The sequence below is a fragment of the Streptomyces sp. NRRL F-5135 genome (assembly GCF_000719775.1).
Taxonomy (GTDB): domain Bacteria; phylum Actinomycetota; class Actinomycetes; order Streptomycetales; family Streptomycetaceae; genus Streptomyces; species Streptomyces hebeiensis.
Map to the genome: position 1 here is coordinate 1 of NZ_JOHR01000030.1, position 18,844 is coordinate 18,844.

General features: G+C 72.3%; 19 protein-coding genes. 17 read left to right on the forward strand and 2 right to left on the reverse strand.

The genetic code is table 11. From position 1 onward, the window contains the following. Positions 1-173: 173 nt before the first annotated feature. Positions 174-1,526 carry a replication-associated recombination protein A gene (locus IG02_RS0133660; RefSeq protein WP_030756848.1) on the forward strand — a complete coding sequence of 451 codons (1,353 nt, stop codon included), beginning with the start codon at positions 174-176 and terminating at the stop codon, positions 1,524-1,526. A 25-nt stretch (positions 1,527-1,551) separates the two neighbouring features. Here the strand turns inward: IG02_RS0133660 and IG02_RS0133665 are convergent, their stop codons facing one another. Further along, complete coding sequence (locus IG02_RS0133665) at positions 1,552-2,256, reverse strand: DUF2470 domain-containing protein (protein WP_030756851.1); 705 nt, start codon at positions 2,254-2,256, stop codon at positions 1,552-1,554. Positions 2,257-2,433: 177 nt separating this feature from the next. On the opposite strand from IG02_RS0133665, the gene rpsD reads away from it, so the two are divergent. From rpsD to nusB, 15 genes are all read left to right on the forward strand, one after another. Further along, positions 2,434-3,048: a 30S ribosomal protein S4 gene (rpsD, locus tag IG02_RS0133670; RefSeq protein ID WP_030756854.1), complete on the forward strand. Its 615-nt coding sequence runs from the start codon at positions 2,434-2,436 to the stop codon at positions 3,046-3,048. Between the two features lie 261 nt (positions 3,049-3,309). Further along, positions 3,310-3,774, forward strand: coding sequence for a DUF948 domain-containing protein (locus IG02_RS0133675; RefSeq protein ID WP_030756857.1), 465 nt, complete (start codon positions 3,310-3,312; stop codon positions 3,772-3,774). A 7-nt stretch (positions 3,775-3,781) separates the two neighbouring features. Then, positions 3,782-4,201 carry a hypothetical protein gene (locus tag IG02_RS0133680; RefSeq protein ID WP_030756860.1) on the forward strand — a complete coding sequence of 140 codons (420 nt, stop codon included), beginning with the start codon at positions 3,782-3,784 and terminating at the stop codon, positions 4,199-4,201. Then, the gene (alaS, locus tag IG02_RS0133685; protein ID WP_030756863.1) at positions 4,201-6,885 is read left to right on the forward strand and encodes an alanine--tRNA ligase; all 2,685 of its coding nucleotides are present in this window, start codon (positions 4,201-4,203) and stop codon (positions 6,883-6,885) included. Before IG02_RS0133680 ends, alaS begins: the two co-directional genes overlap by 1 nt. Positions 6,886-6,890: 5 nt before the next feature. Continuing rightward, positions 6,891-7,355, forward strand: coding sequence for a Holliday junction resolvase RuvX (gene ruvX / locus IG02_RS0133690; protein WP_030756866.1), 465 nt, complete (start codon positions 6,891-6,893; stop codon positions 7,353-7,355). 120 nt (positions 7,356-7,475) lie between these two features. Continuing rightward, the gene (gene mltG / locus IG02_RS0133695; protein ID WP_030756868.1) at positions 7,476-9,308 is read left to right on the forward strand and encodes an endolytic transglycosylase MltG; all 1,833 of its coding nucleotides are present in this window, start codon (positions 7,476-7,478) and stop codon (positions 9,306-9,308) included. Further along, a complete protein-coding gene (locus IG02_RS0133700) occupies positions 9,256-10,128 on the forward strand; it encodes a shikimate dehydrogenase (RefSeq protein ID WP_051766086.1) in 873 nt (290 codons plus the stop codon). Before mltG ends, IG02_RS0133700 begins: the two co-directional genes overlap by 53 nt. A 169-nt stretch (positions 10,129-10,297) precedes the next feature. Beyond that, the gene (gene aroC / locus IG02_RS0133705) at positions 10,298-11,482 is read left to right on the forward strand and encodes a chorismate synthase (protein ID WP_030756873.1); all 1,185 of its coding nucleotides are present in this window, start codon (positions 10,298-10,300) and stop codon (positions 11,480-11,482) included. After that, a complete protein-coding gene (locus tag IG02_RS37260) occupies positions 11,479-12,090 on the forward strand; it encodes a shikimate kinase (RefSeq protein ID WP_051766088.1) in 612 nt (203 codons plus the stop codon). The genes aroC and IG02_RS37260 overlap by 4 nt, the downstream gene beginning before the upstream one ends. Next, on the forward strand, positions 12,087-13,181 hold the full coding sequence (gene aroB, locus IG02_RS0133715; protein ID WP_030756876.1) for a 3-dehydroquinate synthase: 1,095 nt from the start codon (positions 12,087-12,089) through the stop codon (positions 13,179-13,181). Before IG02_RS37260 ends, aroB begins: the two co-directional genes overlap by 4 nt. Further along, positions 13,178-13,618, forward strand: coding sequence for a type II 3-dehydroquinate dehydratase (aroQ, locus tag IG02_RS0133720; RefSeq protein ID WP_030756877.1), 441 nt, complete (start codon positions 13,178-13,180; stop codon positions 13,616-13,618). The genes aroB and aroQ overlap by 4 nt, the downstream gene beginning before the upstream one ends. A gap of 409 nt (positions 13,619-14,027) precedes the next feature. Then, a complete protein-coding gene (locus IG02_RS0133730; RefSeq protein ID WP_078855042.1) occupies positions 14,028-14,978 on the forward strand; it encodes an AAA family ATPase in 951 nt (316 codons plus the stop codon). 146 nt (positions 14,979-15,124) lie between these two features. Next, positions 15,125-16,225, forward strand: a complete 1,101-nt coding sequence (locus tag IG02_RS0133735; protein WP_030756882.1) for a M24 family metallopeptidase — start codon at positions 15,125-15,127, stop codon at positions 16,223-16,225. A 50-nt stretch (positions 16,226-16,275) separates the two neighbouring features. Continuing rightward, entirely contained in the window at positions 16,276-16,842 is a 567-nt protein-coding gene (gene efp, locus IG02_RS0133740) for an elongation factor P (RefSeq protein WP_030756885.1), read from the forward strand. Positions 16,843-16,844: 2 nt separating this feature from the next. Continuing rightward, a complete protein-coding gene (gene nusB / locus IG02_RS0133745) occupies positions 16,845-17,282 on the forward strand; it encodes a transcription antitermination factor NusB (RefSeq protein ID WP_030756888.1) in 438 nt (145 codons plus the stop codon). A 130-nt stretch (positions 17,283-17,412) separates the two neighbouring features. On the opposite strand, the gene bldD is transcribed toward nusB, so the two are convergent. Further along, positions 17,413-17,913, reverse strand: coding sequence for a transcriptional regulator BldD (gene bldD / locus IG02_RS0133750; RefSeq protein WP_030756891.1), 501 nt, complete (start codon positions 17,911-17,913; stop codon positions 17,413-17,415). 226 nt (positions 17,914-18,139) lie between these two features. Here bldD and pyrR point away from each other — a divergent pair, with 226 nt between their 5' ends. Further along, positions 18,140-18,763 carry a bifunctional pyr operon transcriptional regulator/uracil phosphoribosyltransferase PyrR gene (gene pyrR, locus IG02_RS0133755; protein ID WP_051766090.1) on the forward strand — a complete coding sequence of 208 codons (624 nt, stop codon included), beginning with the start codon at positions 18,140-18,142 and terminating at the stop codon, positions 18,761-18,763. Positions 18,764-18,844: the final 81 nt, after the last annotated feature.

Sequence of the window (18,844 nt, forward strand, 5' to 3'; positions counted from 1 at the left end):
GGTGCGGGGGTTCCTGGACGAGTTCACGTGGGTGCTGCCGGCGGTGCACATCGGGGTGATCGGGATGCTGATCCTCACGCGCTGGTGGGACTTCTGGACAAGCTGATCCGAGGACCGGGTTCGCGCCCCGGAGGCGGACCGAGCCCCATAAAGAAGTGTCATAGGCTTTCCGGGTGGAGCCCGACCTCTTTACCGCAGCAGCCGAAGAGCGGCAGGAAAAAGACCCGTCCAGCAGCCCCCTGGCCGTCCGGATGCGTCCGCGCGTCGTGGACGAGGTGGTGGGGCAGCGGCATCTGCTGAAGCCGGGGTCCCCGCTGCGCCGGCTGGTGGGGGAGGGGAACGGAGGGCCCGCGGGGGCGTCGTCCGTGATCCTCTGGGGGCCGCCGGGCACCGGCAAGACGACTCTCGCCTACGTCGTCTCCAGGGCGACCAACAAGCGCTTCGTGGAGCTGTCCGCGATCACCGCGGGCGTCAAGGAGGTGCGGACCGTCATCGACGGTGCCCGCCGCGCCTCGGGCGGTTACGGCAAGGAGACCGTCCTCTTCCTGGACGAGATCCACCGGTTCAGCAAGGCCCAGCAGGACTCGCTGCTGCCCGCCGTGGAGAACCGCTGGGTCACCCTCGTCGCGGCCACCACGGAGAATCCGTACTTCTCGGTGATCTCCCCGCTGCTCTCCCGTTCCCTGCTGCTCACACTGGAGCCGCTCGACGACGACGACCTGCGCGGTCTGCTGCGCCGGGCGCTCACCGAGGAGCGCGGCCTGGGCGGCGCGGTGACACTGTCCGGTGGCGCGGAGGCTCATCTGCTGCGGATCGCGGGGGGTGACGCGAGGCGCGCGCTGACGGCGCTGGAGGCGGCGGCCGGGGCCGCGCTCGACAAGGGCGAGGAGGAGATCTCGCTCGGCACGGTGGAGGAGACCGTCGACCGCGCGGCGGTGGCCTACGACCGGGACGGCGACCAGCACTACGACGTGGCGAGCGCGCTGATCAAGTCGATCCGGGGCTCCGACGTCGACGCCGCGCTGCACTACCTGGCGCGCATGATCGACGCGGGGGAGGACCCCCGGTTCATCGCCAGGCGGCTGATGATCTCGGCGAGCGAGGACATTGGTCTCGCCGACCCCACCGCCCTGCCACTGGCGGTGGCCGCCGCCCAGGCCGTGGCGATGATCGGCTTCCCGGAGGCGGCGCTCACGCTCAGCCACGCGACGATCGCGCTGGCACTCGCCCCGAAGTCGAACGCGGCGACGACCGCGATCGGGGCGGCTCTCGACGACGTCAGGAAGGGCCTGGCGGGCGCGGTACCGGCGCATCTGCGGGACGGGCACTACAAGGGCGCGGCCAAGCTGGGGCACGCCCAGGGCTATGTCTATCCGCACGACGTGCCGGGCGCCATCGCCGCACAGCAGTACGCGCCCGACGGGGTGCGCGGCAAGCGGTATTACGAGCCGACGCGGTACGGCGCGGAGGCGCGTTACGCCGATGTCGTGGACAAGGTGCGCGAGCGGCTGCGCGGCGGCGGCTGACCGGTTCCGCGTGGCCCGGGGTCCCTCAGCGGGCCGCCGCGTCGAACAGCGTGTGCATCGCCCGCCGCAGCTCCCGGATGTCCCGTACCGGCTCGGGGAAGTCGAACCGCGCGTCGAAGCAGGTCACACCGGTAAAGCGCACCCGCAGCCCGAAACGGTCCAGCGCGACGGGCACGGCCGCGGTGCGGGCCGTGGTACCGGCCGTGGCGCTCGCGTCGGACCGCTCGCCGAGCAGCGCGCGCAGCGACCGCACCTCGGCGCCGTGTGCCGCGTGCAGGTGCTGCAGCAGCTCCGCCTCGTGCTCCGCCAGCGGGTCGGGCTCCGCCGCGACGAACTCCTCGGGTTCCACGCCCTCGGTGCCCCACAGGTCGTCCACCCACGCCTCGCCGGCCTCCAGGCGCAGCACCGTGCGGCCGGGGTCCGCCCGGCCCGGTTCGCGAGTGAGCCGGCCCGTGACCCGGGCCCGGCCCCTGATGCGGTGCGGTACGGAGACGGGTGCGACGTCCGTCACCTCCAGTACCGCGGTCAGTCCGTCGTCCTGCGCGTGCGTGGCGGCCCGTACGGCGGGGGAGCCGGCCGGGAAGACGAGGAACACCTCCCCGTCCGGTCCGATGTGCCGTGAATCGGGCATGAGCTGGTGGGGCCCCGCCGCCTCCAGCCCCGGAATGAGCAGCACCGCCGAGCATGTACCCTGTACGAGAGTTCGTGTGCGCTCGGCTGCTGACGGCATCCGGGCGGTTTCAAGCCCGCTGGGACGCGGCTGACCATGAGCTGATCGGACCTCCGTCGAGTCGGTGCCCTGTGCGTCGAGGCTGTTCGTGATGCGTGTGGTGTTCCCAGGGCGAGACATGCGATCTCCTTTGAGTAAGGTGAGCCTAACCTAACCTACAATGGAGGTCTGGAGAACGTGCCTAACCAGTCGCGTCCCAAGGTCAAGAAGTCCCGTGCGCTCGGTATCGCCCTGACGCCGAAGGCCGTCAAGTACTTCGAGGCCCGTCCGTACCCGCCGGGTGAGCACGGTCGTGGACGCAAGCAGAACAGTGACTACAAGGTCCGTCTGCTGGAGAAGCAGCGCCTGCGCGCGCAGTACGACATCAGCGAGCGCCAGATGGTCCGCGCGTACGACCGCGCCCGCAAGGCCGAGGGCAAGACCGGCGAGGCCCTGGTCATCGAGCTGGAGCGCCGGCTCGACGCCCTGGTGCTGCGGTCGGGCATCGCCCGCACCATCTACCAGGCCCGTCAGATGGTCGTCCACGGCCACATCGAGGTCAACGGCTCCAAGGTCGACAAGCCGTCCTTCCGGGTCCGCCCCGACGACGTCGTGATGGTCCGCGAGCGCAGCCGCTCGAAGGTTCCCTTCCAGGTCGCGCGTGAGGGTGGCTACGACACCGACGGCGAGACCCCGCGCTACCTCCAGGTCAACCTGAAGGCCCTGGCGTTCCGCCTGGACCGTGACCCGCAGCGCAAGGAGATCCCGGTCATCTGCGACGAGCAGCTGGTCGTCGAGTACTACGCCCGCTGACGCGGACGCACCCAGCGCCGCGTCCCAGCAGCGCCACGGCCCGCCGCCGCCCGCCCTCGCAGGTGGGAGCGGCGGGCTGCCGCGTTCGCCGGACGGTACGCGGAGCCCGTACGGGGCACGGTCCGCCGCCGCGGGGACCCCTTAATGCGGTACGGGACCCGGCCCCGGGCGCGATAGGGTCTGAGGACGACTTCCCAGTCGCCTTCCAGATGACAGCCGGCCACGGTGCCGGCAATCCGAAGAATCAGGGAGCGGTGCGGTGTGACCGGTGGAGAGGTTGCCGGGATCCTGGTGGCCGTGTTCTGGGCCATCCTGGTCTCCTTCCTGGCCGTGGTGCTGGTGAGGCTGGCACAGACGCTCAAGGCGACCACCAGACTCGTGGCGGACGTGACCGAGCAGGCCGTGCCCCTGCTGGCGGACGCCTCGGCGACGGTCCGCTCCGCGCAGACCCAGCTGGACCGGGTCGACGCCATCGCGACGGACGTCCAGGAAGTCACCTCCAACGCCTCCGCGCTCTCCACGACCGTGGCCTCCACCTTCGGTGGCCCCCTGGTCAAGGTCGCGGCCTTCGGCTACGGCGTGCGCCAGGCCATGAACCGCCGGGGAGCGGCGGCCACGGGCGAGCCGGCCGACGGTCCGGCGGCCCGCCGCAGGGTGGTCGTCGGCCGTACGCTCCCCTCCGCCAGGCGCGGGAAGAACGGGAAGAACGGAAAGAAGAGGGACTGACGCAGCGATGTTCCGCCGTACGTTCTGGTTCACCGCGGGCGCGGCCGCCGGTGTCTGGGCCACCACCAAGGTCAACCGCAAGCTGAGGCAGCTGACCCCGGAGAGCCTCGCGGCCCAGGCCGCCGACAAGGCGCTCGACGCGGGGGCCCGGGTCGGCCTGCGCGTGCGGGAGTTCGCCGTCGACGTCCGCACCGGCATGGTGCGGCGCGAGTCCGAACTGGGCGCGGCCCTCGGCCTGGACGCACCGGCCGATCCGGCGCTGCCCGCGCCCCGGCGGCGCGCCGCGATCGAATACGCCGAGCGGCTCCGCCCGTCCGGCCGGCTCCCGGCCGCCGGCACCCCCCGTACCGGCGACACCTCCCGTACCGACGAGCACCCCAGAACCGCACACTCCTACGATCCGTACGACCGGAATGAGGACCACTGATGGAGTCGGCTGAAATTCGCCGCCGCTGGCTGAGCTTCTTCGAGGAGCGCGGGCACACCGTCGTGCCTTCGGCGTCGCTCATCGCGGACGACCCGACTCTCCTGCTGGTCCCGGCGGGCATGGTGCCCTTCAAGCCGTACTTCCTGGGGGAGGTCAAGCCGCCCGCCCCGCGCGCCACCAGCGTGCAGAAGTGCGTCCGTACGCCGGACATCGAAGAGGTCGGCAAGACCACCCGGCACGGCACGTTCTTCCAGATGTGCGGCAACTTCTCCTTCGGCGACTACTTCAAGGAAGGCGCCATCACCTACGCCTGGGAGCTGCTCACCACGCCCCGGGACAAGGGTGGTTACGGCCTCGACCCCGAGCGGCTGTGGATCACGGTCTACCTCGACGACGACGAGGCCGAGCAGATCTGGCGCGACAAGATCGGCGTGCCGGCCGAGCGCATCCAGCGCCTGGGCAAGAAGGACAACTTCTGGTCCATGGGCGTCCCCGGCCCCTGCGGCCCCTGCTCCGAGATCAACTACGACCGGGGCCCCGAGTTCGGCGTCGAGGGCGGCCCCGCCGTCAACGACGAGCGCTACGTGGAGATCTGGAACCTGGTCTTCATGCAGTACGAGCGCGGCGAGGGCAGCGGCAAGGACGACTTCCCGATCCTCGGCGACCTGCCGTCGAAGAACATCGACACCGGTCTCGGCCTCGAACGCCTCGCCATGATCCTCCAGGACGTGCGCAACCTGTACGAGATCGACACCTCGATGGCCGTCATCGAGAAGGCCACCGAACTGACCGGCGTCCGCTACGGCGACGCCGAGAACACCGACGTCTCCCTCCGCGTCGTCACGGACCACATGCGCACGTCCGTGATGCTCATCGGGGACGGAGTCACCCCCGGCAACGAGGGCCGCGGCTATGTGCTGCGCCGCATCATGCGCCGCGCCATCCGCAACATGCGGCTGCTCGGCGCCACCGGGCCGGTCGTCGCCGACCTGGTCGACGTGGTCATCGCCACGATGGGGCAGCAGTACCCGGAGCTGGTGACCGACCGCAAGCGGATCGAGACCGTGGCCCTGGCCGAGGAGGCCGCCTTCCTCAAGGCCCTCAAGGGCGGGACGAACATCCTCGACACCGCCGTCAGCGAGACCAAGGCCACCGGCGGCACCGTCCTCTCCGGCGACAAGGCGTTCCTGCTCCACGACACCTGGGGCTTCCCGATCGACCTCACCCTGGAGATGGCCGCCGAACAGGGCCTGTCCGTGGACGAGTCCGGTTTCCGCCGCCTGATGAAGGAGCAGCGGGAGCGCGCCAAGGCCGACGCCCGGGCCAAGAAGTCCGGCCACGCCGACCTCTCCGCCTACCGGGCCGTGGCCGACACCAGTGGCTCGACCGAGTTCACCGGCTACACCGCCACCGAGGGCGAGTCGACCGTCGTCGGCCTGCTGGTCGACGGGGTGCCCTCGCCCGCCGCCACCGAGGGGGACGACGTCGAGGTCGTCCTCGACCGCACCCCCTTCTACGCCGAGGGCGGCGGCCAGCTCGCCGACCAGGGCCGGATCAGGCTCGACTCCGGCGCCGTCATCCAGGTCCGCGACGTGCAGCAGCCGGTCCCGGGTGTCTCCGTGCACAAGGGAACCGTCCAGGTCGGCGAGGTGACGGTCGGCGCCTCCGCCTACGCCGCCATCGACGGCCACCGGCGCCGCGCCATCGCCCGCGCCCACAGCGCCACGCACCTCACCCACCAGGCGCTGCGCGACGCGCTCGGCCCGACGGCCGCCCAGGCCGGTTCGGAGAACTCGCCGGGCCGCTTCCGCTTCGACTTCGGTTCCCCCGCCGCCGTACCCGGCACGGTCCTCACCGACGTCGAGCAGAAGATCAACGAGGTCCTCGCCCGGGAGCTGGACGTCCACGCCGAGGTCATGGGCATCGACGAGGCCAAGAAGCAGGGCGCCATCGCCGAGTTCGGCGAGAAGTACGGCGAGCGGGTCCGGGTGGTCACCATCGGTGACTTCTCCAAGGAGCTGTGCGGCGGTACGCATGTGCACAACACCGCCCAGCTGGGTCTGGTGAAGCTGCTCGGCGAGTCGTCCATCGGCTCCGGCGTACGGCGCATCGAGGCCCTCGTCGGTGTCGACGCCTACAATTTCCTGGCCAAGGAGCACACCGTCGTCGCCCAGCTCCAGGAGCTGGTCAAGGGCCGCTCCGAGGAACTGCCCGAGAAGATCTCCGGGATGCTCGCCAAGCTGCGGGACGCCGAGAAGGAGATCGAGAAGTTCCGCGCCGAGAAGGTGCTCGCCGCCGCCGCCGGGCTGGTCGAGAGCGCCAGGGACGTGCGCGGCACCGCCCTGGTCACCGGACAGGTCCCGGACGGCACCTCGGCCGACGACCTGCGCCGGCTGGTCCTCGACGTACGGGGCCGGCTGGACCAGCAGGCGGGGGCCGCCGACCGGCCGGCCGTCGTCGCCCTGTTCACCACCGCGGGCGGCCGCCCGCTGACGGTGATCGCCACCAATGAGGCCGCCCGTCGGCGCGGGCTCAAGGCCGGTGACCTGGTCCGTACCGCCGCCAAGACCCTCGGCGGCGGCGGTGGCGGCAAGCCCGACGTCGCCCAGGGCGGTGGCCAGAACCCGGCCGCCGTCGGGGACGCCGTCGCCGCCGTCGAGCGCCTGGTCGGCGAGGCGGGCTGACGCCGATGCGACGCGGACGCCGACTCGCGATCGACGTCGGGGACGCCCGGATCGGGGTCGCTTCCTGCGACCCCGACGGGATCCTCGCCACACCGGTGGAGACCGTGCCGGGACGCGACGTCCCGGCGGCCCACCGGCGACTGCGGCAGATCGTGACGGAGTACGAGCCCATCGAGGTGCTCGTGGGGCTGCCCCGCTCGCTGCACGGCGGCGAGGGACCGGCGGCGGTGAAGGTACGCGCGTTCGCCCAGGACCTCGCACGGGGCATCGCGCCGCTGCCGGTACGACTGGTGGATGAGAGGATGAGCACCGTGACGGCCAGTCAGGGACTGCGCGCCTCGGGCGTCAGATCCAAGAAGGGCCGGGCCGTGATCGACCAGGTGGCGGCGGTCGTCATTCTCCAGAGTGCATTGGAGGCCGAACGGGTCTCTGGTGATCCTCCGGGTGATGGCGTCGAAGTGGTCATCTGATCGCGATACGGTAACGTTCCGCGCGATGCGGCGGTTTCGAACAGCCGCCGCACAGTAAAGAGGCGAGACGGAAGCCGTGCCCGCGACTCGGTACCCGCGCCTCGCGGCTCAAGGGGATCGATGACTGACTATGGCCGGGGCCCAGGCTCCGAACCGTGGCACCCTGAGGAACCCCAGTACGGGGGCCCGGGGTGGGGAGCGCAGGCGTCCGTGGACGGCGCCGCTCCCCAGGGCGGGCAGCCGCAGCAGGTGTACGCGCAGCAGGCGCAGCCCCAGACGTACTACGAGTCCGGGCACGATCCGTACCAGCAGGTCCACCAGACGCAGCCGCAACCCCAGTACACCGGTCAGCAGGTCGGCGACGGGTATGCGGGCGGCCAGTTCCAGGGTGGCCAGCACCACTACGCCCCGGCCCCCGAGCAGCCCTACCACGACCCCTCGTACGGGGCGCAGGGGCAGCAGCCTCCGCAGCGGTACGGCGGCGCCCAGCACAACGATCCGCAGTACGGCGGAACCCCGTACAACGAACCGCAGTACAACGATCCTCAGTACCACGACCCCCAGTACAACGGCGGTTGGGACACCGGTCAGCAGGCGGCGATGCCGTACGGCGGCCAGCCCGCACCCCCCTACGACGTACGGCAGGCGGGCGGCCCCGAACAGCGGCCGGACGACTACGTCACCCCCGACGCCTACCCGCCGCCCCGGCCGCCCGCGCACCGCGACCCCGAGCCGGGTCCCGACGCCGGCACGGCGGACGACGACGCCCGGGACACCAAGGAGACGACCGGAGACGACGGCGCCAGGGAGACGGCGGGCGGCGCGGCCCGCCGCGACCGCCGGGGCAAGGGCGGCAAGACCGGCAAGGGCAAGAAGAGCCGCAACGGTGTGGCCTGCCTGTTCGTCACCGTGGTGCTGGTCGGCGGAGTGGGCGGGGTCGGCTACGTGGGCTTCCAGTTCTGGGCCGACAGGTACGGACCGCCGCCGGACTTCGCGGGCAAGGGGTCGGGAACGATCCAGGTCGAGATCCCGCAGGGCTCCGCCGGCTACGAGATCGCCGCCATCCTGGTGAAGAATGGCGTGGTCAAGAGCCAGCGCGCGTTCGTCGCCGCGCAGCAGGCCAACCCCAAGGGCAACACGATCCAGGCGGGTGTCTACACCCTGGCCAAGGAGATGTCCGCGGCGAGCGCGGTCGAGCGGATGCTCAGCCCCAGCAGCCACAACTCCCTGATCATTCCCGAGGGCACTCGCAGCGCCAAGGTCTACGCACAGATCGACAAGCAGCTGGACCTGCCCGACGGGACGACGGAGAAGGCGGCGAAGGAGCACTACGGCCAGCTGGGCCTGCCCAAGTGGGCGAAGAGCGGTTCACCGGTGAAGGACCCGCTGGAGGGCTTCCTCTACCCCGCCAGCTACCCGGTGGCGAAGGGGACCAAGCCGGAGGACGTCCTCAAGAAGATGGTCGCCCGGTCCAACGCCGAGTACAACAAGCTGGACCTGGAGGGCAACGCCAAGAAGTACGACCTCGACAGCCCCTGGGACCTGCTCACCGTCGCCAGCCTCGTGCAGGTCGAGGGCAAGACGCAGGACGACTTCCGCAAGATGGCCGAGGTCGTCTACAACCGCCTCAAGCCCACCAACACGGAAACGAACCAGCTGCTCCAGTTCGACTCGGCCTTCAACTACCTCAAGGGCCAGAGCGAGATCGAGATCAGCGAGTCCGAGATCAACAGCAACCAGGACCCGTACAACACCTACACTCAGAAGGGCCTCACGCCCGGCCCGATCAGCAACCCGGGCCCCGAGGCACTCGCTGCCGCGCTGGATCCGACCGACGACGGCTGGCTCTACTTCGTGGCGACCGACGGCAAGCACAAGACGGAGTTCGCCAAGACCCATGATGAGTTCCAGGAGCTCAAGAACAAGTTCAACTCCCGCGGCAGCGGCGGCTGAGACGCGCCGGGCGGCCGTCCTGGGGTCGCCCATCGCGCACTCCCTCTCACCGGTGCTGCACCGCGCCGCGTACGCGGAGCTCGGCCTCGGCCACTGGTCGTACGACCGCTTCGAGGTGGACGAGGCCGCTCTGCCGGGGTTCCTGGCCGGGCTGGACGTTTCCTGGGCGGGCCTGTCGCTGACGATGCCGCTCAAGCGGGCGGTCATCCCGTTGCTCGACGGGATCTCGGACACGGCCGCCTCGGTCGAGGCGGTCAACACCGTCGTGTTCGGCGCGGACGGCCGGCGGCGTGGCGACAACACCGACATCCCCGGCATGGTGGCGGCCCTGCGGGAACGGGGGGTGACGGCGGTGGAGTCCGCCGCGGTCCTGGGCGCGGGCGCCACCGCGTCCTCGGCGCTGGCTGCCCTGTCCCGGATCTGCGCCGGCCCGGTCACCGCGTACGTGCGCAGCGAGGCCCGCGCGGCCGAGATGCGCGGGTGGGGCGACCGGCTCGGTGTCGAGGTCCGCACGGCGGACTGGGCCGCGGCCGCCGCGGCCTTTGAAGCGCCGCTGGTGATCGCGACCACCCCGGCCGGCACCACCGACGCGCTGGCGGCGCGGGTGCCGGAGCGGCCGGGCGCGCTCTTCGACGTGCTCTACGAGCCCTGGCCCACCGCGCTCGCCGCCGCCTGGTCGGCACGGGGCGGCGCGGTCGTCTCCGGCCTCGACCTCCTCGTACACCAGGCGGTGCAGCAGGTCGAGCAGATGACCGGCCGCGCGCCCGCCCCCCTCGCCGCGATGCGCAAAGCGGGTGAGCAGGCGCTCGGCGCCCGGTAGGCCCGCGCGGTGGGACCGTGCGAGTGGTTCCGGATGTGTGGAACCGCGTCCGGTTGCTGGACCGGAGGCGGGGCCGGGCCCTCCCCGTGGGAGGATCGACAGTGGCGGGCCGGGGCCGCGCACCCGGTGATGCCGCTTGTCGTTCCAGGCGCGAAGATGAGGAGCACCGTTGAGCAGGTTGCGCTGGCTGACCGCGGGGGAGTCGCATGGCCCGGCACTGGTGGCCACGCTGGAGGGGCTTCCCGCCGGTGTGCCGATCACCACGGACGCGGTGGCGGATCATCTGGCCAGGCGACGCCTCGGCTACGGTCGCGGCGCGCGGATGAAGTTCGAGCGGGACGAGGTCACCTTCCTCGGCGGGGTGCGGCACGGCCTGACGCTGGGCTCACCGGTCGCGGTCATGGTCGGCAACACGGAGTGGCCGAAGTGGGAGAAGGTCATGGCGGCCGATCCGGTGGATCCGGCCGAGCTGGCGGAGCTGGCGCGCAACGCGCCGTTGACCCGGCCCAGGCCGGGCCACGCCGACCTCGCGGGCATGCAGAAGTACGGTTTCGACGAGGCGCGGCCGGTCCTGGAGCGGGCCAGCGCCCGGGAGACCGCCGCGCGGGTGGCGCTCGGCGCCGTCGCCCGGTCGTACCTGAAGGAGACGGCCGGGATCGAGATCGTGTCCCACGTGATCGAGCTGGCCACGGCCAAGGCGCCCTACGGGGTCTACCCCACGCCGGACGACGTGGCGCGGCTGGACGCGGACCCGGTGCGCTGCCTGGACCCGGAGGCCAGCGACGCGATGGTCGCGGAGATCGACCAGGCCCACAAGGACGGTGACACGCTCGGCGGCGTGGTCGAGGTCCTCGCGTACGGGGTGCCCGTCGGACTCGGCTCGCACGTGCACTGGGACCGCCGGCTGGACGCCCGGCTGGCCGCCGCCCTGATGGGGATCCAGGCGATCAAGGGGGTCGAGGTGGGTGACGGCTTCGACCTGGCGAGGGTGCCCGGCTCCCGGGCGCACGACGAGATCGTGACGACCGACGAGGGCATCAGGCGTGCCTCGGGCCGCTCCGGCGGTACGGAGGGCGGGCTGAGCACCGGCGAGCTGCTGCGCGTACGGGCCGCGATGAAGCCGATCGCGACCGTGCCGCGGGCGCTGGCGACCGTCGACGTGGCCACCGGGGAGGCGGCGCAGGCGCACCACCAGCGCTCGGACGTGTGCGCGGTGCCGGCCGCCGGCATCGTGGCCGAGGCCATGGTGGCGCTGACCCTGGCGGACGCGGTCGCGGAGAAGTTCGGCGGGGACAGTGTGGCGGAGACGCGCCGCAACGTCGGCTCGTACCTCGACAGCCTCCGGATCCGATGAGCGGGGAACGGCCGGCGCAGGCGCAGGCGCAGGCGCCGGTGATCGTGCTGGTCGGGCCGATGGGCGTCGGCAAGACCACCGTGGGCGAACTGCTCGCGGAGCGGCTCGGCACCGGCTTCAGGGACAGCGACGCCGACATCGTCGCCGCGCAGGGCCGTGAGATCGCCGACATCTTCGTCGACAACGGCGAGGCGCACTTCCGGTCGCTGGAGCGGGAGGCGGTACGGCTCGCGCTCGCCGAACACCGGGGCGTCCTCGCGCTCGGCGGCGGCGCGGTGCTGGACTCCGGCACCCGTGAGCTGCTGGCCGGGCTGCCCGTGGTGTTCCTGTCGATGGAGGTCGCCGAGGCGGCCCGGCGCGTGGGGCTGAACACGGCGCGGCCACTGCTGGCGGTCAACCCCCGTCAGGAGTGGAAGCGGCTGATGGAGGCCCGCCGCCACCACTACACGGAAGTGGCCCGGGTGGTCGTCACGACCGACGGCCGTACACCCGGCGAGGTCGCCGACGCCGTCCTCGACGCCCTGGAGCTGAAACACCTCCCCGAGGCGGGCCCGGCGGCGGACGACGCCGGGGCCCCGGGAACGCACGCCAAGGAGAATCCCGCATGACGGACCAGTCAGTCACCCGGATCCAGGTCGGCGGCTCGGCCGGGCACGACCCCTACGAGGTGCTGGTCGGCCGGCAGCTGCTGGGCGAGCTGCCCACGCTCGTCGGCCCCCGGGCCCGGCGGGTCGCCGTCATCCACCCCGAGGCGCTCGCCGACACGGGCGAGGCGCTGCGCCAGGACCTCGCGGACCAGGGGTACGAGGCCATCGCGGTCCAGGTGCCCAACGCCGAGGAGGCCAAGACCGCCGAGGTCGCCGCCTACTGCTGGAAGGCGCTCGGACAGACCGGCTTCACCCGCACCGACGTGATCGTCGGGGTCGGCGGCGGCGCCACCACGGACCTGGCCGGTTTCGTGGCGGCGACCTGGCTGCGCGGGGTGCGCTGGATCGCCGTGCCCACGACCGTACTGGCCATGGTGGACGCGGCGGTGGGCGGCAAGACGGGGATCAACACCGCCGAGGGCAAGAACCTCGTCGGCGCCTTCCACCCGCCCGCCGGCGTCATCTGCGACCTCGCCGCGCTGGACTCCCTGGGCGTCCACGACTACGTCAGCGGACTGGCCGAGATCATCAAGGCCGGGTTCATCGCGGACCCCGTCATCCTGGACCTGGTCGAGGCCGACCCGGGGGCCGCCCGCACACCCGCGGGGCCGCACACCGCAGAGCTGATCGAGCGCTCGATCCGGGTCAAGGCGGAGGTCGTCTCGGGCGACCTCAAGGAAGCCGGACTGCGCGAGATCCTCAACTACGGCCACACCCTGGCGCACGCCATCGAGAAGAACGAGCGCTACAAGTGGCGGCACGGCGCGGCCGTCTCGGTCGGCATGGTCTTCGCCGCCGAGCTGGGCCGGCTCGCCGGGCGGCTGGACGACGAGACGGCCGACCGGCACCGCGCGGTGCTGGAGTCCGTCGGACTGCCGCTGACCTACCGGGGCGACCAGTGGCCCAAGCTGCTGCAGACGATGAAGGTCGACAAGAAGTCGCGCGGTGACCTGCTGCGCTTCATCGTGCTGGACGGTCTGGCCAAGCCGACCGTGCTGGAGGGGCCGGACCCGGCGGTGCTGCTCGCCGCGTACGGGGAGGTGTCCGCGTGACGCGGCGCGTCCTCGTCCTCAACGGGCCCAACCTGGGCCGGCTGGGCTCGCGCGAACCCGACGTCTACGGGGCGACCTCGTACGCGGGCCTGGTGGACGTCTGCCGGACCCTCGGCAAGGAGCTCGGCCTCGACGTCGATGTGCGGGAGACGAACGACGAGGGGGAGCTGATCCGCTGGCTGCACGAGGCCGCGGACGGTTCGATTCCGGTCGTTCTCAACCCGGGGGCGTTCACGCACTACTCGTACGGGATGCGGGACGCGGCGGCGCAGCGCACCGCGCCGCTGATCGAGGTGCACATCTCCAACCCCCACGCGCGCGAGGAGTTCCGCCACACATCGGTGGTCGCCGAGGTGGCCAGCGGTACGGTCGCGGGGTTCGGAATCGGCTCGTACCGGCTGGCGTTGCGGGCGCTCGCGGAGGAACTGACGGGCTGACGGGGCACGATGGGAATGCCGGAGGCGTTCCCACGTTGACGGCCGGGGGCGGTACCGTTCGGTAGCGCGCGGCCCGCCAGGCCGCCGACCAGTGCCCCGCCGGACGACCGTGCCGGAGGGCACGGGCCGCGGTCGCGGTCACAGTCGCACGAGTCAGTCGCACGAGACGGAGTGGCACCGGATGCAGCACGCAGTGGGGGCTCCGGCTCCGTTGCCGCCCTCCCGGAGGCCGGGGCAGACCCCCGGCGGGTGGGGGCACCAGGCGCCGTCGCCGGGGATATCGCAGGGCGGACCGGTCCCCGGCCCGTCAGGGAGCGTCGCGGGCGGGCCTCCGGTCCCGCAGTACCCCCCGGCGCCGGGAGCCGCGGAAGCCGGCCGGCCGGGGTACGGAGCACGGCCGGCCGGCCCGGTGGCCCGGCAGGGCTCCGGCGGGGCGCCCGGCGCGGGGGTCCCGCAGGCGCCCGGTCCGTACCAGGGCCAGGGCACGTACCAGGGCCCCGCCGGGTATCCGGCCTCCGGCCCCCATGGGGGAGTCGGCCCCGCCGGTTCCGGTCCGCATCCGGCGGCGGGACCCCATCCGGGCGGCGTCGCGCACCAGCCTCCCGGACCGGTGCCCGGCCGGCCGCAGCCGCACCACGCGCCCGCGGCGCCCCCGCACCAACCTCCCGGCCCCGTGCCGCAGCACGCCGCGCCGCCGCCGCTGGGCGGCGGGCCGAGGGGGGAATCCACCGGGCACATCCAGCTCCCGCCCGGGGGGCCGGTGCCCGTCCCCCCGCCGCCGCCCGCCGACAGCGGCACCGGCACCGCGACGCTCGCCGTCCTGCTGATCGGGCCCGCCGGCGCCGGCAAGACGACCGTCGCCCGCCACTGGGCCAGGAACCGGCCCGTGTCCACCGCGCACATCAGCCTGGACGATGTCCGCGAATGGGTCTGCTCCGGCTTCGCCGACCCGCAGGACGGCTGGAACGACCACTCCGAGGCGCAGTACCGGCTGGCCCGCCGCACCTGCGGCTTCGCCGCGCGCAACTTCCTGGCCAACGGCATCTCCTGCATCCTCGACGACGCGGTCTTCCCCGACCGCCCGGTCGTCGGCCTCGGCGGCTGGAAACGCCATGTCGGGCCCGGCCTGCTCCCCGTCGTCCTGCTCCCCGGGCTGGAAGTCGTGCTGGAGCGCAACGCCGAGCGCAGCGGGAACCGCAGGCTCTCCGACGAGGAGGTCGCCGGCATCCACGGCCGGATGGCCGGCTGGTACGGCTCGGGGCTGCCGATCATCGACAATTCCAAGTACGACGTGGAGACGACCGCCCGGGCCCTGGACGATGTCCTTGCCCGCGCCCTGAAGAGCCCGCCGAACTGGTAGACCCGGGCGGGCCGGCGGTTCCCCGCCGCGGTTTCCGGACCCCGCCCCGGCCCGCTTGCGCGCCGCGTCCGCAGGTGTGTCCCGTCCGCACCCCGGTCGGACGCGCCGAACCGGCCGGGGAGGCACGAGGCTCATACGATCGGGTCATGTCCGACGTGTATGCGGCCCGTCGCGCGCGGCTGCGTGAGCGGTGCGCGGCGGCCGGTGACGCGGCGGCCCTGGTCTCCCGTCCCGCCAACGTCCGCTATCTCGCGGGCGCGGCCCCGCGGGGCGCCGTCCTGCTGCTCGGCCCCGGCGGGGACACGCTGCTGTGTCCCCGCGCCCCGGCGGCCGACGCCTTCGACGGGCGGCCCGCCGCCGGGCTGCGGCTGACGGTCCTGCCGGGGGCCGGCGACCCCGCCGTCGCCGCCGGTGTCCTCGCCGCCGCCACCGCCGGTTCGCTCGCCGTCGAGGAGCACCATCTGACCGTCGCCCGGCACCGCGAGATCCGTGCGGCCGCGCCCCGGCTCCGCCTGGACGACCTCGGCCGCGCCGTCGAACAGCAGCGGATCGTCAAGGACGAGGAGGAGATCGGCTGCCTGCGGATCGCGGCCGAGATCGCCGACCAGGCGCTGAACGAACTGCTGGAGTCGATCCTCGTCGGCCGGACCGAACGCCATCTCGCGCTGGAGCTGGAGCGCCGGCTCGTCGACCACGGCGCGGTCGGCCCCGCGTTCCCCACGACCGTCGCCACCGGCCCCAACTCCGGCCGCCACGGACACCTGCCGTCGGACCGGCGGGTGGAGGAGGGGGACTTCCTCTCCGTCGGCCTCGGCGCCGACTACCGCGGGTACCGGTGCCTCATCGGCCGCACCTTCGTGATCGGGACCTCACCCGCCCAGTGGCAGATCGAACTGTACGAGCTCGTCTTCGCCGCCCAGCGGGCCGGGCGGGAGACCCTCGTACCGAGCGCGGGCTACCGGGACGTGGACCGGGCGGCGCGGGCCCCGCTGGAGGCCGCGGGCCACGGTGAGCGGCTCGCACCCCGTACGGGACACGGTGTCGGCCTCGAAATTGACGAGGACCCTCAGCTCGCCCCCACGGCCATGGGTAAACTGGACGCTTGTGTGCCGGTCACCGTCGGGCCGGGGGTTCACCTCCCGGGCCGGGGCGGGGTCCGGATCGATGACACGCTCGTCGTCCGCCCCGAGGCGGACGGCGGACCCGAGCTACTCACCATCACGACCAAGGAACTGCTCGCGCTCTAGCGCGTACCCTCGGTCGTCCGCCAGCTTTCAGTCCAGGAGATTCCGCAACCGTGGCTTCCACGAACGACCTCAAGAACGGCATGGTGCTCAAGCTCGACGGGGGCCAGCTCTGGTCCGTCGTCGAGTTCCAGCACGTCAAGCCCGGCAAGGGCCCCGCCTTTGTGCGCACCAAGCTGAAGAACGTGCTCTCCGGCAAGGTGGTCGACAAGACTTTCAACGCCGGTGTGAAGGTCGAGACGGCCACCGTTGACCGCCGTGACATGCAGTTCTCCTACATGGACGGCGACTACTTCGTCTTCATGGACATGGAGACCTACGACCAGCTGCACGTCGACCGCAAGGCCGTCGGCGACGCCGCCAACTTCCTGATCGAGGGCTTCACCGCCAGCGTCGCCCAGCACGAGGGCGAGGTGCTCTACGTCGAGCTGCCGGCCGCCGTCGAGCTGACCATCCAGCACACCGACCCGGGCGTCCAGGGCGACCGTTCCACCGGTGGCACCAAGCCCGCCACGCTGGAGACCGGCTACGAGATCGGTGTCCCGCTCTTCATCACCACGGGTGAGAAGATCAAGGTCGACACCCGCTCCGGCGAGTACCTCGGCCGGGTGAACAGCTAACCGTGGCCGCCCGCAACAAGGCCCGCAAGCGCGCCTTCCAGATCCTCTTCGAGGCCGACCAGCGCGAGGCGCCGGTACGGGACGTCCTCGCGGACTGGGTACGGCACGCCCGGACGGACGACCGCCAGCCGCCGGTCGGCGAGTACACCATGGACCTGGTCGAGGGATACGCGCGCCACGCGGCCCGTATCGACGAGCTCATCACCACCTACGCGGTGGACTGGGCGCTGGACCGGATGCCGGCCGCCGACCGGAACATCGTGCGCCTCGGCGCGTACGAACTGCTGTGGGTGGACGACACCCCGGACGCCGTGGTGATCGACGAGGCGGTCCAGCTCGCCAAGGAATTCTCCACGGACGAGTCCCCGTCCTTCGTGAACGGGATGCTCGGCCGGTTCAAGGAACTGAAGCCGAGCCTGCGCCGCGCCGCGACCGACTGACGTCCGTCGGGCGGGGGAGCGGCCCCGGAACGCGCCGGAGGGCGGCCCCCTGTCCGACGGGGGGCCGCCCTCCGGCGCCTGACATCCTCACCGTGACCGGTCGGGGGCCGGGCGGGGCCCGGCCGGCCGATCAGCTGTCCTCGTGGGCGACCGCCCGGCGCGCGTCCGCGTCCAGGACGCCCCAGCTGATCAGCTGCTCGGTCAGGACGGACGGCGACTGGTCGTAGATGACGGCGAGCGTGCGCAGGTCGTCCTGGCGGATCGAGAGCACCTTGCCGTTGTAGTCACCACGCTGGCTCTGGATCGTCGCCGCGTAGCGCTGGAGGGGACCGGCCTTCTCCTGCGGCACGGTCGCGAGGCGCTCCAGATCCAGGACGAGCTTCGGCGGCGGCTCGGCGGCGCCGCCGGGTGTCGTACCGGGAAGGAGCTCCTGCACCGGAACCCCGTAGAAATCCGCCAGCTCGGCCAGGCGCTGCACCGTGACGGCACGGTCGCCGCGCTCGTACGAACCGACCACCACTGCCTTCCAGCGGCCCTGGGACTTCTCCTCGACGCCATGCAGCGAGAGGCCCTGCTGGGTGCGGATGGCGCGGAGCTTGGCCCCGAGCTGCTTTGCGTATTCGCTGGACATATAGCTCCCCGGACGAAGTCTGGTAACTCACTGTGAGGTTACGCAGCGTTACCTGAATCAGTCAAGCCGGGAGGTACGGACCAGTGCCACCACGGGGCCGCCGGGCCGTCCCGCGCCGGGGCGGCGGCGGGCCTGTCGGCGCCCCCTGTTAACCTGGTCGGCGTAGTTTTGGTTTCGACGTCCTTTAATGTCCGTCCCGTGAGGCGGAGAAGGAGGTCCGTTTCGTATGGACACAGGAAACGCGCGCAGCCCCGGGAAAACGGCTGTGGACGCCGGTGCGGCGCGCCCCGTTCTGGAGGCCCCCGACATCGCGCGGGTCCTCACCCGCATCGCGCACGAGATCGTCGAACGCGCCAAGGGCGCGGACGACGTCGTCCTGCTCGGCATTCCCACCCGCGGGGTCTTCCTCGCCCGTCGGCTGGCCGCGAAGCTCGCCGACATCACCGGCCGGCCGGTCCCCGTCGGCTCCCTCGACATCACGATGTACCGCGACGACCTGCGCCTGCGGCCCGCCCGCGCGCTGGCCCGCACCGACATCCCGGGCGACGGGATCGACGGGCGGCTCGTGGTCCTCGTGGACGACGTGCTCTTCTCCGGCCGGACGATCAGAGCCGCCCTGGACGCGCTCGGCGACATCGGCAGGCCCCGGGCCGTCCAGCTCGCCGTCCTGGTCGACCGGGGCCACCGCGAGCTGCCGATCCGCGCCGACTACGTGGGCAAGAACCTGCCCACCTCCCTGCGCGAGACGGTCAAGGTCCAGCTCGCCGAGGAGGACGGCCGGGACACCGTGCTGCTCGGCCTCCAGCAGCCCACCGGTACCCAGCAGGCCGCCGCCGCGGGCGAGCAGTAGCGGCAGCGACGCCCTCCGTACGCCACCCGGCCGTACGGCCGCGCCTCCGCGTGCCCGTACGCCCGCACACCGACACACCGG